This is a genomic window from Streptomyces sp. A012304 (assembly GCF_026008495.1).
Classification (GTDB): domain Bacteria; phylum Actinomycetota; class Actinomycetes; order Streptomycetales; family Streptomycetaceae; genus Streptomyces.
In genome coordinates, this window is sequence record NZ_BQUN01000012.1 from 1 (window position 1) to 13,268 (window position 13,268).

Below are 13,268 nucleotides of genomic sequence, written 5' to 3' on the forward strand. Positions count from 1 at the left end.
CCACCAACCCCTGCCCAGCAGGACCACACCAAGATCAAGACAGACCTAACGGAGTCCTACTAGAAATCTGTCGCACAGGGAGGATGGGTTCCCCCACTCTTGCAGAATGCCTGACATCGTCACCCCGCGCCTGCAGTACAACTCCACAGCGGTACGTCCGCGCTGGGGCGACCTTCCACATGCCGTCCGGCAGCTGATCTCACGGCACTTGGGTGGTGTGGTGGACACAGGGCCAAGTGCGGGGAGCGGCTTCACCAGTGGGTTTGCCGCGGTTGCCCACGGGAGCAGCGGCACTCAGTTCATCAAGGCGGTCAACGGCGGGGAGAACGCTGTGATCGCCGACTGTTACCGGAGGGAGGCGTTGATCAACCAGGCGCTGCCCCCGGAGGTTCCGGCTCCCCGCTTGCAGTGGATCGAGGAGCAGGACGAATGGGTTGTCCTTGGCTTCGACGCGGTCGATGGCGGTCACATGCCCGCCGAACCCTGGCAGTCCAACGACCTGAACGCCACCCTGGACGCCTACGCCACCGCGGCGGAGGCGCTCGCCGTGGCTTCGCCACAGCTACTGGAACTCGGTCTCAAGCCGATCGACGCCGAGGGCGACTTCACCGACTGGCGCGACCTGCAAGCCGGCAGGACCAGGCCGGAGCTTCTGCCTGCATGGATGCCGCTCGGGCTCACGCCGCAGCTGGCTGAGCTGGAGGGCCAATGGCAGATGGCCACAGCGGGCACCGCCGTCTTGCACCACGACCTGCGCCAGGACAACGTGCTCATCGATACCCACGGCGGCGCGTGGATCTGCGACTGGAACTGGCCGTGCATCGGGGCCGGTTGGTTCGACCTGGTCCTCCTCTTGGCCACCGCGTTCGCTGACGGTCACGACGCCACGACTCTGTTCGCGGCGCATCCCACCGCCCTCGGGGTCGACGACGAGCAGCTCGATGCCGCCCTCGCCGCGCTCTCCGGCTTCTTCCTGGTCTCCGGTGCACAGCCCCCGGCGGACTGGTCACCGCACCTTCGCCAGCACCAGACATGGTGCGGCGAAGCCACTCTGCGATGGCTGTCCGACCGGCGCGGCTGGTCGTTCTGACTTCGTGAGCTGCGTCAGAGGATTGAAGCCGCTGCTCGTTCCGAGCTCTCTGGGGGGTTGGGCCCGCATCCCCTGCTCGTACGCTATTTCGAGGGATGCGCATGTGATGTGCTTCAACTCTGACGAGCAGATGCAACAGGTTCACCTCGCCTGGCCTCGGACGCGGCCAGTTCTGGATGCCTGCCCCGACCTCAGAGGGCATTGCCCGGAGAACCTGTCCGTCGCCCACAGGGTCGTGGCCGAGGGTGACTTCGTACTCCTGCAGCCGGATGGCGAGTTCGGCGTCCCGGTCGCCTACTGAGACCTCTTCCGCGTCACCGACGGCAAGATCGTCGAGCACTGGGACGTCATCGCCCCGCGCCCCGCCGAACTCCCGCACAGCAACGCCCCGTTCTCACCTGGCATCCCGTCACCGGCTATTCACACGCCATTCGTTGTGAAATGTGCTTTATATGCCAAATGATGCGGTCATGAGCGAATCCCAGCAGGGCCACCACCATCACGTCGTCCACGACATCGTGGAGCGGATCACCGAGCACCACGAGCAGGCTGTGCGGCGCCGTGAGGAGGAAGCCCTCGCCGAGGCCGTCGAAACCGCCACCTTCGACCTCGGCACCGACATCGCCCACCCCACGGCGGGGCACGACCGCGTGTCGTACGACGTCGAGACCGATCTCGGCGTCGATGGCGAACTCGCGGAGCGCCGCGCCTAGTTGGACGAGCGTTCAGGCACGAACCAAGCCAAAAGGCACAGACGGCATCAGGCACAGACGACTTCAGGCCCGGACCAAAGGCGTGTCCACCAGGTGTTCCGCAAGGAACCACGCCTGGAGTTCGCCGGTCCGGATCACCTGGGAGACGAGCAGGTCGTTGGTGCCGTCGTCGCCCGACTCCGCGCTGCGGCCAGCCGCGTCATGGGCGTCGATGAGGATGGTCTCGTGTGCCTCCAACAGCCGCGAGAGCATGGCGGGCACCTCCTCCACGCCGTCCGGAGGCCGCGGGACCGACGTGATCTCGGCGACGTGCCGGGGATCGCCCAGGGCGACACCGCCCAGGGTCTGGACCCGCTCGGCGAGAGCGTCGACGAGTGCCAGCTGTTCCCCCGCGTGCTTGTCCAGCACCAGGTGCAGCTGGTAAAAGGTCGCCCCACGCATCAGCCAGTGGTGCTTCTTGTAGAGGCCGTAGAGGATCTGCGTGTCGGCCAGCACCTTGTTGAGGCGCTGGCAGGAGTACATGCGTGTCTCGTAGGACAGGCCGAGCGGGAACTGCTTGACGGTCCCGAACTCCTGGATGATCTCGCCCTTCTGATGCAGCCGAGGCTGGCTGTTCCTGTACTGGGGATGAGTGGTCATGATCCGCCTCCTGGCGTCTGGGCAGTGGACCCGGGTGACGCTAGACGCGGCTGAGGCGGACGCGTTGACCAGCAGCGCATACGCAAGTGCCCGGCAACGCACGGAAGTGCGCCGCGTTCGTTCTCGGACAAGCCCCCGTGCACTGACGGACACGACCCGGCGCTTCGACCCGCCTAGCCTCGCGGACGAGCGGACGACGGGGTCCCGAGCACGGCACGAGGAACGGAGAAGCATGAGCGTGAGCGAGCAGGCCGACGTGGTCGACGTGGTTGTCCTGGGGCTGGGTCCCGGAGGCGAGTTCCTCGCGGGCACGCTGGCCGAGGCCGGGCTGGACGTGGTCGGGGTCGAGGCGGAACTCGTCGGCGGCGAATGCCCGTACTGGGGGTGCGTGCCCAGCAAGATGATGATCCGGTCCGGAAACCTGCTCGCGGAGGCGGGCCGGGTGGCGTTCCTCGCCGGTGCGGCGGAGGTGACCCCCGACTGGAGCCGGGTCGCCGGACGTATCCGGGACGAGGCCACCGACGACTGGAACGACCAGGTGGCCGCCGACCGCTTCACGGCGAAGGGCGGCCGGCTCGTGCGCGGAAGGGGACGGCTCACCGGGCCCCGGCAGGTGACGGTCGGCGAGCGCACGATCCGGGCCCGGAGGGGCGTGGTTCTCGCTACCGGTTCCCAGCCCCGGATCCCTCCCGTGCCGGGCCTGGCGTCGACGCCGTACTGGACCAATCGCGAGGCGGTGGCGGCCAAGGAGCTTCCGGCCTCGCTGATCGTGCTCGGCGGCGGCGCGATCGGCGTGGAACTCGCCCAGGTCTTCGCACGCTTCCGATGCGCGGTCACCGTGGTGGAGGGGCAGGACCGGCTGCTCTCCCAGGAGGAGCCCGAGGCCGGGGAGCTGGCCGCGAAGGTGCTGCGGGAGGACGGCGTCACCGTCCTCACCTCGGCCCGGGCCGGAAAGGTCGGCCACGACGGGACCGGTTTCACCGTCCACATGCAGGGCGTCGAGGCGCCCCTGCGCGCCGAACGGCTGCTCGTCGCCACCGGACGAGGCGCCGACCTGGCCGCGCTGGGCGTCGACACGGCGGGCCTTGACCCCTCGGCACACACCGTGCCCACGGACGGGCAGATGCGGGCCGGGGACGGACTCTGGGCGATCGGCGACATCACCGGCCACGGCAGCTTCACGCATGTGTCGATGTACCAGGCGGAGATCGCCGTACAGGACATCCTCGGGCGTTCCGGGCCCGACGCCGATTACCGGGCGCTGCCCCGGGTCACCTTCACGGACCCCGAGATCGCCGCTGTGGGACTCACGGAACGACAGGCACGCGAGCGGAGTCTGCGGGTGCGCACCAGCCTGGTGCCGATCAGTTCCTCCACACGCGGCTGGATCCACGGGCCGGGCAACGACGGGTTCATCAAGCTGGTCGAGGACGCCGACCGCGGTGTGCTCGTCGGAGCGACCTCGGCGGGGCCCGCGGGCGGTGAGGTGTTGTACGGGCTGAACGTCGCCGTCCACGCGGAAGTCCCCGTCGCGCGCCTCAGGCACATGATCTACACCTATCCCACCTTCCACCGCACGGTGGAAGCCGCTCTGGGAGCCCTTCGCTGAACGAGCCGAACAAGCCGAGCACACTGCGCACGCGCGCGCTGGGCACCATGCCGGGCCGGGACCCCGGCGAGCCGCACCGGACGGCAACGTCGTTGGAGCTCCTCTTCGACCTGTGCTTCGTCATCGCGGTGGCTCAGGCGTCCGCGAGCCTGAGCACGGCGGTGACCGACGGCCACCACCTCACCGGCACGCTGCGCTTCGCGCTGGTGTTCTTCACCATCTGGTGGGCGTGGATGAACTTCACCTGGTTCGCCTCCGCCTACGACCCGGACGACGTCCCGTACCGGCTGACGGTGCTGGTCCAGATCACGGGCTCGCTCATCCTCGCCGCCGGTGTGCCGCGGGCGTTCCAGGAGGGGGATCTGCGCGCCATCACGCTGGGATATGTCGTCCTGCGTACGGCCCTTGCCGCCCTGTGGCTGCGGGCCGCACGGTCGGACCCGGGCCGGCGGCGGACGGCTCTGCGCTTCGCCACCGGAGTGATGGTGTGTCAAATCGGCTGGGTCGGGCTGCTCTTCCTGCCCGAAGCGGCCCAACTGCCCGCCATCGTCGGGCTGATCGTCGCCGAGCTTTCTGTCCCGGTGTGGGCGCAGTCCGCCGGGATGACCCCATGGCATCCACACCACATCGCGGAGCGCTACGAACTGTTCACCCTCATCGTTCTCGGCGAGTCCATCGCCGCGGCCGTGGCCGCGGTCCGCGGCGGCTTCGACCGCCATCACGACGCCGGTGCGCTGTACCTGCTGGCGGCGGGCGGGCTGCTCATGGTCTTCACCATGTGGTGGCTGTACTTCGCCAGGCCCGCGCACGCGCTGCTCGCCACGACGCACCGGGCCCACAGGAAGAGGTTCACCTGGGCGTACGGCCACTATCTGATCTTCGCCTCGGCGGCGGCCGAGGGGGCGGGCCTCGCGGCATTCGCCCATCTCGTCGCCCGACGCTCCGGCGCCCCGCCGACGGCCGCGGGGCTCGCGGTCACCCTGCCGGCGGCCGTCTTCCTGATCACCGTATGGGCCATCCAGGTACGGCCGCACCGGCGGAGCGGGGTCGAACAGCTCGCGTTTCCCGCTGTCGCGGTCGCCGTTCTGGCGGCTGCCTTCTCCCCCGCGCCCGCTCTGGTCGCCGGTCTGACTGCGGCGGCCCTGGTCGCCGTGGTCACGGTGGCCGACCGGAGCGAGCGCGTGCGGCGTTGAAACAGGTGCGCGGACGAATCGGGTTCGTCCGCGCACCTGTTGTGCCTCTGGTCAGCTCGTCGCCCGTACCGCGTCGCGGATCAGGTCGGCGACCTCCTTCGGCCGGGAGACGGCGACCGCGTGCGACGCGCCCTCGATCTCGACGATCGTCGCCCCCGCGCGCTTGGCGCCGAAGCGCTCCACCTCGGGGTTGATCGCGGTGTCGGCGCCAGCGATCAGCGCCCAGGACGGCTTGGTCTTCCACGCGGCGGCGGAGGCCGTCTCCTCGAAGGCGGCGGCGGCCAACGGGCGCTGGGCCGCGGCCAGGACCTTGGTGACGTCCTCGGGCACATCGGCGGCGAAGACCGAGGGGAAGGCGTCCGCGGCGATGGTGACCTCGACGGCCGGGTCGCCGTCCGCGACGGGGTACGTCCACTGCTTGAGGTTGCTCACCAGCGGGGAGAGCGGGAAGCTGCCCTGCAGTTCGCCGAGGCTCTCGCCCTCCTCCAGGACGTAGGCGGCCACGTAGACCAGCCCGACGACGTTCTCCGTGGTGCCGGCGACGGTGATCAGCGCACCGCCGTAGGAGTGGCCGACCAGCACGACGGGTCCGTCGATCTGGGAGGCCACGGAGGCGACGTACGCGGCGTCTGAGGCCAGACCGCGCAGCGGGTTCGGCGGGGCGATGACCGGGATGTCGTGGCGTTGCAGTTCCTCGATGACGCCGGTCCAGCTGGCCGCGTCGGCGAACGCGCCGTGGATGAGGACGACGGTGGGAGTGGTGGTGCTCATGTCTGGGTCTCCTTGTGATCAGGCGGTGTGCAGGGCGGCGTGCAGGGTGTCGGCGGCCAGCGTGATGGCCGCCTCGGCGGCGTGGGTCTCACGCAGGGTGTCGAGCATCACGAAGTCGTGGATGATGCCCTGGAAGCGGACCGAGGTGACGGGGACGCCCGCCTCGCGCAGCTTGTTGGCGTAGGCCTCGCCCTCGTCCCGCAGCACATCCGCCTCACCGGTGATGACCAGGGCCGGGGGCAGGCCGGTGAGCTGCTCGGTGGTGGCCCGCAGCGGGGAGGCGGTGATCTGCGCGCGCTCCGCCTCGTCCGTCGTGTACTGGTCCCAGAACCACTGCATGCCGTCCCGGCGCAGGAAGTAACCGGTGGCGAACTGGTGGTACGAGGGTGTGTCGAAGTTCGCGTCGGTGACCGGGTAGAACAGCACCTGCTGCACCAGCGGGACGTCGCCGCGCTCCTTCGCCATCAGGGTCAGCGCCGCGGTCATGTTGCCGCCGACCGAGTCACCGGCCACGGCGATGCGGGACGCGTCCAGGTCCTTGGTGGCGCCCTGCTCGACGATCCACCGGGCGACCGCGTAGTTCTGCTCGATGGCGACGGGGTAGCGGACCTCGGGCGAGAGGTCGTACTCGGGGAAGACCACGGCGGCATCGGCGCCGACCGCGAGCTCGCGCACCAGGCGGTCGTGGGTGTGGGCGTTGCCGAACACCCAGCCCGCGCCGTGGATGTAGATGATGACCGGGAGCGTGCCGGTGGCACCGGCGGGCTTGACGATGCGGGCGCGCACACTGCCCGTGGGGCCGCCGGAGACGCTGATCCACTCCTCGTCGATCGCGGGCTTGGCGATGTCGCCGGACTGGACCTCGTCGACGGCCTTACGGCCCTCCGCCGGCGCCAGGTCGAACAGATACGGCGGATTGGCGGTCGCCTCCACGAACGCCTGCGCGGCGGGCTCCAGTACCGGCTGAACCGGCTCGACGGTGTGGGACATGGCGTCTCCTGATGTTCAAAGGGGTGCGTTTCTGGCGGTGCCACCTCGGACGCTAAGGCGCGGGGGCCGACGGCAATTGCCCGTGCGCGCATCAGCACTGCGCCCACAGTGCACGGACCTGGAGTGCACTGTCGGACCATTTCCGGTGCACTGCTGGCCCAGTGGCGCTCACACGCCGTGCCTATCGTGAGAGCGAAGCAATCGCGGCTCCGACACCCGGGGAAGTCCAAGGAATTCCGAGAAGCGGGGAGCCGAATTCAGATGGCCCGGAAGGGGTTTCAGGAGATGTCGACAATCCCGGTCGGCGGGCTGGTTCCGCAGGCCACCGAGGTGGCCGCGGACCTCGTCGTCCGCAACGCCCGGATCCACACCGGCGACCCGAGACGCCCGCAGGCCGAGGCCCTCGCCGTCCGCGACGGCGTCATCGCGGTCGTCGGTGACGACAACGACGTGGCCCCGCACATCGGCACCGGCACGAAGGTCGTCGACGCGCTCGGCCGGCGGATGGTCCCCGGTCTCAACGACGCCCACCTGCACGTGATCCGCGGGGGCCTCAACTACGTACTGGAGCTGCGCTGGGACGGGGTGCGCAGCCTGCGGCAGGGGCTTGCGATGCTGCGTGAGCAGGCCGCGCGCACGCCGAAGGGCCAGTGGGTACGGGTGGTGGGCGGCTGGTCCGTCGAGCAGTTCGCCGAGCGCAGACTGCCCACCGTCGCCGAACTGAACGCCGCCGCCCCCGACACCCCCGTGTTCGTCCTGCACCTGTACCAGTCGGCCATCCTCAACCGGGCCGCCCTCAAGGCCGCCGGATACGACAAGAACACCCCCGACCCCAAGGGCGGTCAGATCGTCCGCGGCAGGGACGGGGAACCGACCGGTATGCTGCTGGCCGCGCCCAGCGCGCTCATCCTGTACTCGACCCTCGCCAAGGCGCCGGTGCTGGAGGGCGAGGACAAGAAGACGTCCACGCGTCATTTCCTGCGGGAGTTGAACCGGTTCGGACTGACCTCGGCGATCGACGCCGCGGGCGGATTCCAGAATTTCCCCGACAATTACGCCACCGTCATCGAACTGGCCAAGGCAGGCCAGTTGTCGATGCGTATCGCCTATCACCTCTTCCCGCAGACTCCGGGGCAGGAGATCGACGACCTCGCCCGCTGGATCGAAATGGCAAGCCCCGAGGACGGGGACGAATGGCTGCGCCTGAACGGCGCGGGTGAGAATCTCACCTGGGCCGCCGCCGACTTCGAGAACTTCACCGAGCCGCGTCCGGAACTCACGCCGGACTACGAGGTGGAATTCGAGAAGGCGGTCCGTCTCCTCATGGAGAACGGCTGGGGCTTCCGGCTGCACGCCACCTACGACGAAACCATCCGCCGGGACCTCACGGTGTTCGAGCGGCTCGCCGCGGACGGGCTCTTCCCGGCCGGGAACCGCTGGCTGTTCGACCACGCCGAGACGGTCTCCCCGGAGAGCCTGGACCGCATCGCCGCGCTCGGCGGCGCGATGTCCGTGCAGAACCGGCTCTCCTTCCAGGGCGAGGCGTTCCTGCGCCGCTACGGCCCGGGTGCCGCCGCCGACGCCCCGCCGATCCGGGCCATGCTGGACCGCGGCCTGACCGTGGCCGCCGGCACCGACGCCACCCGCGTCTCCAGCTACAACCCGTGGGTGGCCCTGCACTGGCTGGTCAGCGGCCGTACCGTCGGTGATCTGGCGCTGCGCCCGCCGGAGAACCGCGTCGACCGGCAGACGGCGCTCGCGCTGTTCACCCGCGCCGGCGCCGCGCTGACCGGTGAGGAAGACGTCAAGGGCGTTCTGCGGCCGGGCTGTTACGCGGACCTGGCGGTGCTGTCGGACGACTACTTCACCGTGCCCGAGCCGGACATCGCGCACATCGAGTCACTGCTGACGGTGACCGGCGGCCGGATCGTCTACGCCGCCGCCGAGTACGAGGGCCTCGACGAGGAGCTGCCGCCCATCAGCCCCGGCTGGAGCCCGGTGGCCCACTTCGGCGGCTACCAAAGCGCCGGCGCCCACCAGGCGGTGCGGCTCGGCGAGGCCATCGCCGAGTCGGAGCAGCACCGCCAGTGGCGCATCGCCCGCGGTCTCACCACGGACGGCAGCGCCACACCGTTCGATCCCTGTTTCTCCCTCTGACTTCACCTTCCCCTATATCAGCGGCACTTGAGCCGCATCACCCTACCCAGAGAGGTTTCCATCATGGTCAACATCGCCGAGGTCACCGCCGCCCCGAGCCCCGACCTGCTCACGCCCGACAACTGCGCCGTGCTGTTCGTGGACCACCAGCCGCAGATGTTCTTCGCCGCCGGCAGCGGCGACCGTCAGGCGGTCATGAACGCCACCGTGGGGCTGGCGGAGGCCGCCAAGGTCTTCGAGGTGCCGACCGTGCTGAGCACCGTGGCCGCGGAGTCCTTCTCGGGCCCGATCATGCCGCAGCTCGCCGCGGTCTTCCCCGACCAGAAGGTCATCGACCGCACGACGATGAACGCCTGGGAGGACACCAACTTCGTCGACGCGGTCAAGGAGACCGGCCGTAAGAAGCTGGTCATAGCCGGTCTGTGGACCGAGGTCTGTGTCGTCCTGCCGACGCTGTCCGCCCTCGCCCAGGGCTACGAGGTCTACGTCGTCACCGACGCCTCCGCCGGTGTCAGCCCGCAGGCCCACGAGCACGCGATCCAGCGGATGATCCAGGCCGGGGCCGTCCCGGTCACCTGGGTGCAGGTGCTGCTGGAGCTCCAGCGCGACTGGGCACGCACCGAGACGTACGTCCCGGTGACCGAGGTCGTCAAGGAGCACGCCGGCGCCTACGGCCTCGGTGTGGTCTACGCGCAGGCCGTCATCGGCGCCCACGCCGCCGGCTGATCCACCCCTTCGAAAGTCAGGAACAGGCAGGAACACGATGGACGCTGGACTCTTGGTCCTCCGGCTGGTGGCGGGGTTGCTCATCGCCGGTCACGGAGTGCAGAAGGTGAGCTTCCGGCTCGGCGGCAACGGCTTGGCGGGCGGGACCGAGGAGTTCCGTCGCGACGGCTTCCGAGGCGGGCGGCTGACCGCGCTCGTCGCGGGCGCCAGTCAGATCGGTTCCGGCCTGTTCCTGGCCGCCGGACTACTCACGCCCCTGGCCGCGATGGCCGCGATGGGCGTGATGACGGTCGCGGGCACGGTCAAGTGGCACAAGGGCCTGTGGGTACAGAACGACGGCTACGAATACCCCCTGGTTCTCGTCGCCGTCGCCGCCTCCCTGGCCCTCACCGGGCCCGGACGCTGGTCCGTGGACCACGCGCTGGGCATCACGCCCTGGCCGGTGTGGGTGGCCGCCGCCGCGATCGTGGCGGGCCCGGTGAGCGGACTGCTCACCCGCGCGGTGCTGCACCGGGCGGCCGATGTGGCGGAGGGATCGCGGTATGCGCGCGCTGCTGACTGACGCCGGCCGCACGCTGGTCCCCCGCGACGGGGACCAGCACGGGCCGCTGCCTCCCCTGATGCTGACCCTGACGGCGGTCACCGGCCTGGTCGACGCCGTGAGCTTTCTGGCGCTCGGGAACGTCCTCGTCGCCAACATGACCGGCAACGTGGTCTTCCTGGGGTTCGCCCTGGGCGGCGACGAGAGCCTGTCCGCGCTCGCCTCCGTCGTGGCGATGGCCTCGTTCCTGGCGGGCGCGCTCGCCGGGGGCAGGCTCGGCACGCGGTTCGCCACGCACCGCGGGCGCCTGCTGCGGTCGGCGACGGCCGTGCAGACGCTCCTGGTCGCGGTCACCGTCGTGGTGGCCGCGGTGGCGGACGGCAAGGTCGGCACCGGGGTGCAGTACACGCTCATCGTGTTCCTGGGGCTCGCGATGGGTCTGCAGAACGCGACCGCGCGGCGCCTCGGTGTCCCGGACCTCACCACGACCGTGCTGACCCTCACCCTGACGGGCCTGGCCGCCGACTCCCCCGCGGCCGGCGGCCAGGCGCCGCGCCCTGGCCGCCGTATCCTCTCCGTCCTCGCCATGTTCCTCGGCGCGCTCGTCGGAGCCTGGCTGGTCCTGAACGGCCACCTCGTGCTCGCGCTGACCCTCACGCTGGTGCTGCTCGCGGCGGTCTCGCTGACCACGCACCGGCTGTCGGTCACCGACGCCGACTGGCACCGGCCGCGGTCCTGAGCCGTGAACACACCGTCCCTGAAGCCGGACTCGGCCTGGGCTCCCCTCGGGGCCCGGGTCTTCCGGGCGCTGTGGATCGCCCAGTTGGTCTCCAACATCGGCAGCTGGATGCAGATGGTGGGCGCCCAGTGGCTCCTGATCGGGCACGACGCGGCCCTGATGACGCTCGTGCAGACGGCCTCCAGCCTGCCCGTCATGCTGCTCGCCCTGCCTTCGGGCGTGGTCGCCGACCGGTTCGACCGTCGCGGGGTGCTGCTGGCCGCGCAGGTGGCCATGCTGGCGGTGTCGGGCACGCTGGCCGTGCTGGCGTTCCTGGACGCGCTCACTCCCGTGCTGCTGCTCGTCCTCACCTTCCTGCTGGGATGCGGTACGGCGTTGATGGGGCCGGCCTGGCAGGCGATCCAGCCGGAGCTGGTGGAACGCCGTCAGCTGGGGCAGGCCGCCGCGCTGGGCGCCGTGAACATGAATCTCGCCCGCGCGGTCGGGCCCGCGGTGGGCGGAGTGCTGGTGGCGTGGGCCGGCCCGGGCTGGGTCTTCGCCTTCAACGCCGCTTCCTACCTCGGCATCGCCGCAGTCCTGCTGCTGTGGCGGCGTTCGCCGACGGCCGTTCCCGTTCCCGGCGGCGAGAAGCTGCTGAGTGCTCTTGACGCGGGCCGCCGTTACGTGTGGTACGCGCCGGGTGTCCGCCGGATCCTCCTGCGCACGGCCCTGTTCATCCCCGGCGGCGGCGCCCTGTGGTCGCTGCTGCCGCTCGTCGCGAGCCGCTCGCTCCACCTCGGTCCGGGCGGCTACGGGCTGCTGCTCGGCGCGGTCGGCGCCGGAGCGGTGGCGGGCGCCTTCGTCCTGCCCCGCGTCAACCGGGTGCTCGGCGCCAACGGCACGCTCGCCTGCGGCGCCCTCGTCTTCGCGGGTGTCCTGGTGGTACTCGCCACCGTACGGAACACGTGGCCGGTGGCGGTTTCCCTGCTGTTCGCCGGGGTGGCGTGGATCGCGGTCCTGTCCACCCTGAACTCGGCCATGCAGAGGCGGCTTCCGGGCTGGGTCCGGGCGCGTGGCCTCGCCGTGTACCTGCTGGTGTTCCAGGGCGGCCAGGCGCTGACGGCCCCGCTGTGGGGCGCCCTGGCCGAGCGGCTCGGACTGACCATCCCCCTCCTCACAGCAAGCGTGTTGCTGCTGCTCAGCGCCCTCAGCGTGCGGCACCGGCCGCTGCACGGGACGGAGGGCGTCGACCCGTCCCCGTCCCGGCACTGGCCGGCCCCACCCCTCGTCTTCGAGCCCGGACCCTCCGACGGCCCGGTGCAGGTCACGGTCTCGTACCGGGTCGCCCCCGAAGACGGCCCCGTCTTCACCGAGCGCATGGCGCACGTCGCCCGTTCCCGACGCCGCACCGGAGCCCTTACCTGGGGCCTCTACCAGGACGGCCAGGATCCCGGCCATTTCATCGAGAATTACCTCGTCGCCTCCTGGTCCGAGCACCTCGCCCAGCACGAGCACCGACTGACCCTCGCCGACCGCCGGCGCGAGGACCAGGCCCGCAGCCTCCTCGTCCCGGGCACACAGCCCGAGGTCACCCATGCCTTCGACGCGTCCTCGGGCCCCGTGGTCCCGGTGGACGATCCCCCGAAAGGAACCCCATGAGCCAGCCCTCCACCGCCCCGACCGTCGAGCGGGCCGACGCCCGGCACCGTTACGAGATCCTGGTCGGCGGACAGCTCGCCGGACTGACCGCGTATCGCGACCGGGCGGACCAGCGGGTCTTCTACCACACGGAGGTCGACGACGCCTTCGCCGGACAGGGGCTGGCCTCGCGGCTGGTCCATGAGGCCCTCACCGACACGCGCGCCGCGGGAAAGCGCGTGGTGCCGGTGTGCCCGTACGTGGCCAAGTTCCTGAAGAGGCATGGGGAGTTCGACGACATCACCGATCCGGTGACCCCAAAGGTCCTGAAGTGGCTGCACACGGAGCTGGGCTGAACTACGCCCGCCCGTCCGGGCTCCAGTCCGTCAGCAGCTCCTCCGCCTCGGTCGCCTTGGCGATGCTTCCCACGGCGTTGAACAGGTCCCGGGCCTCCGCCAGGGTCCTGCGGGCCTCCGTGAACTC

At 70.4% G+C, this 13,268-nt stretch carries 13 protein-coding genes; 10 read left to right on the forward strand and 3 right to left on the reverse strand.

The window, feature by feature from the left end; all coding sequences use genetic code 11:
* Window positions 1-106: 106 nt before the first annotated feature.
* Both ALMP_RS03135 and ALMP_RS03140 read left to right on the forward strand, forming a co-directional pair.
* Window positions 107-1,090 carry a phosphotransferase family protein gene (locus ALMP_RS03135; RefSeq protein ID WP_264924465.1) on the forward strand — a complete coding sequence of 328 codons (984 nt, stop codon included), beginning with the start codon at window positions 107-109 and terminating at the stop codon, window positions 1,088-1,090.
* A gap of 470 nt (window positions 1,091-1,560) precedes the next feature.
* Window positions 1,561-1,803 carry a hypothetical protein gene (locus tag ALMP_RS03140; RefSeq protein WP_264924466.1) on the forward strand — a complete coding sequence of 81 codons (243 nt, stop codon included), beginning with the start codon at window positions 1,561-1,563 and terminating at the stop codon, window positions 1,801-1,803.
* 63 nt (window positions 1,804-1,866) lie between these two features.
* On the opposite strand, the gene ALMP_RS03145 is transcribed toward ALMP_RS03140, so the two are convergent.
* A complete protein-coding gene (locus ALMP_RS03145; protein WP_264924467.1) occupies window positions 1,867-2,442 on the reverse strand; it encodes a Dps family protein in 576 nt (191 codons plus the stop codon).
* Window positions 2,443-2,674: 232 nt separating this feature from the next.
* On the opposite strand from ALMP_RS03145, the gene ALMP_RS03150 reads away from it, so the two are divergent.
* Both ALMP_RS03150 and ALMP_RS03155 read left to right on the forward strand, forming a co-directional pair.
* Window positions 2,675-4,051: an NAD(P)/FAD-dependent oxidoreductase gene (locus ALMP_RS03150; protein ID WP_264924468.1), complete on the forward strand. Its 1,377-nt coding sequence runs from the start codon at window positions 2,675-2,677 to the stop codon at window positions 4,049-4,051.
* 47 nt (window positions 4,052-4,098) lie between these two features.
* The gene (locus ALMP_RS03155) at window positions 4,099-5,244 is read left to right on the forward strand and encodes a low temperature requirement protein A (protein WP_264924469.1); all 1,146 of its coding nucleotides are present in this window, start codon (window positions 4,099-4,101) and stop codon (window positions 5,242-5,244) included.
* A gap of 51 nt (window positions 5,245-5,295) precedes the next feature.
* On the opposite strand, the gene ALMP_RS03160 is transcribed toward ALMP_RS03155, so the two are convergent.
* Together ALMP_RS03160 and ALMP_RS03165 are read right to left on the reverse strand one after the other, a co-directional pair.
* Window positions 5,296-6,015, reverse strand: a complete 720-nt coding sequence (locus ALMP_RS03160) for an alpha/beta fold hydrolase (RefSeq protein ID WP_264924470.1) — start codon at window positions 6,013-6,015, stop codon at window positions 5,296-5,298.
* A gap of 18 nt (window positions 6,016-6,033) precedes the next feature.
* On the reverse strand, window positions 6,034-7,005 hold the full coding sequence (locus tag ALMP_RS03165) for an alpha/beta hydrolase (RefSeq protein WP_264924471.1): 972 nt from the start codon (window positions 7,003-7,005) through the stop codon (window positions 6,034-6,036).
* A gap of 285 nt (window positions 7,006-7,290) precedes the next feature.
* Between ALMP_RS03165 and ALMP_RS03170 the strand changes: the two genes are divergently transcribed.
* The 6 genes from ALMP_RS03170 to ALMP_RS03195 all read left to right on the forward strand — a co-directional run bounded on the left by ALMP_RS03170 (window position 7,291) and on the right by ALMP_RS03195 (window position 13,141).
* Entirely contained in the window at window positions 7,291-9,162 is a 1,872-nt protein-coding gene (locus tag ALMP_RS03170) for an amidohydrolase (RefSeq protein ID WP_264924472.1), read from the forward strand.
* Between the two features lie 63 nt (window positions 9,163-9,225).
* Window positions 9,226-9,888, forward strand: a complete 663-nt coding sequence (locus ALMP_RS03175) for a hydrolase (RefSeq protein ID WP_264924473.1) — start codon at window positions 9,226-9,228, stop codon at window positions 9,886-9,888.
* Between the two features lie 37 nt (window positions 9,889-9,925).
* Window positions 9,926-10,450: a DoxX family protein gene (locus ALMP_RS03180; RefSeq protein ID WP_264924474.1), complete on the forward strand. Its 525-nt coding sequence runs from the start codon at window positions 9,926-9,928 to the stop codon at window positions 10,448-10,450.
* On the forward strand, window positions 10,431-11,168 hold the full coding sequence (locus ALMP_RS03185) for a YoaK family protein (RefSeq protein WP_264924476.1): 738 nt from the start codon (window positions 10,431-10,433) through the stop codon (window positions 11,166-11,168). The genes ALMP_RS03180 and ALMP_RS03185 overlap by 20 nt, the downstream gene beginning before the upstream one ends.
* A 3-nt stretch (window positions 11,169-11,171) precedes the next feature.
* Window positions 11,172-12,806, forward strand: coding sequence for an MFS transporter (locus ALMP_RS03190; RefSeq protein WP_264924477.1), 1,635 nt, complete (start codon window positions 11,172-11,174; stop codon window positions 12,804-12,806).
* A complete protein-coding gene (locus ALMP_RS03195) occupies window positions 12,803-13,141 on the forward strand; it encodes a GNAT family N-acetyltransferase (protein WP_264924478.1) in 339 nt (112 codons plus the stop codon). Before ALMP_RS03190 ends, ALMP_RS03195 begins: the two co-directional genes overlap by 4 nt.
* Window positions 13,142-13,268 lie beyond the last annotated feature (127 nt).